Annotated in this window: 1 protein-coding gene; it reads left to right on the forward strand. The window is 69.4% G+C overall.

Features of this window, described 5'->3' with window-relative positions:
* Positions 1-121 precede the first annotated feature (121 nt).
* On the forward strand, positions 122-1,070 hold a 949-nt coding region (locus tag G5C65_RS37615), incomplete at its 3' end, for an IS481 family transposase (RefSeq protein WP_165303537.1).

Consider the following 1,070-nt stretch of genomic DNA (forward strand, 5'->3'; position numbering starts at 1 on the left):
GGTGTTCTGTCTCGGGAGGTTGTGGACGGTGAGGCAGGTCTCGGTTGAGGGATCTTGAATGGGTGAGGGCCTTCCGGGTTCGGTGTGGATTGTGATGTCTGCACCGACCAGAAAGGCCCTCGTGCCCCACCGTAATGCACCCCTGACCGAGACCGGCCGCCTGCGTCTGGCCCGATGCGTCGTCGAGGACGGCTGGCCCCTGCGCCGGGCAGCCGAGCGTTTCCAGGTCTCCCCGACCACGGCCCAGCGGTGGGCCGACCGCTACCGCGAACTCGGCGAGGCGGGCATGGCCGACCGCTCCAGCCGCCCGGCGACCAGCCCGCGCCGGATGCCGACCCGCACCGAACGGCGGATCCTCAAGGTTCGTGTGCTGCGCCGGTGGGGACCGGCCCGCATCGCGCACCTGCTGGACCTGGTGCCCTCGACCGTGCACCGCGTGCTGACCCGCTACGGTCTGGCCCGCCTGACCCACCTGGACCGTGCCACCGGCCGCGTCATACGCCGCTACGAACGCCACAGGCCGGGCGAGCTGGTCCACGTCGACATCAAGAAACTCGGCAACATCCCCCACGGCGGCGGCCACAAGGCCCTGGGCCGCCGGGCGGGCCGCAAGACACGCTCCCAGGCCGGCTACAGCTACATCCACACCGCTGTCGACGACCACTCCCGCCTGGCCTACAGCGAGATCCACGCAGACGAGAAGAAGGAGACCGCAACCGCCTTCTGGCAGCGGGCCCACGCGTTCTTCACCCAGGCCGGGATCCGCGTTGAACGCGTCCTGACCGACAACGGGGCCTGCTACCGCTCCCGCACCTGGCGTGACGCCCTGGCGGCAGCCGGGATCGCCCACAAGCGAACCCGGCCCTACCGGCCGCAGACCAACGGCAAGGTCGAACGACTCAACCGCACCCTGCTCGATGAATGGGCATACGCAAAGCCCTACCGCTCAGAGCAGGAACGACGCGACGCGTTCCCCCGCTGGCTGCACTCCTACAATCACCACCGCGGACACACCGCGCTCGCAGGCAAACCACCCGCCAGCCGCGTCCCCAACCTCACAGGGCAATACA

Source organism: Streptomyces boncukensis (assembly GCF_011045075.1).
GTDB lineage: Bacteria > Actinomycetota > Actinomycetes > Streptomycetales > Streptomycetaceae > Streptomyces > Streptomyces boncukensis.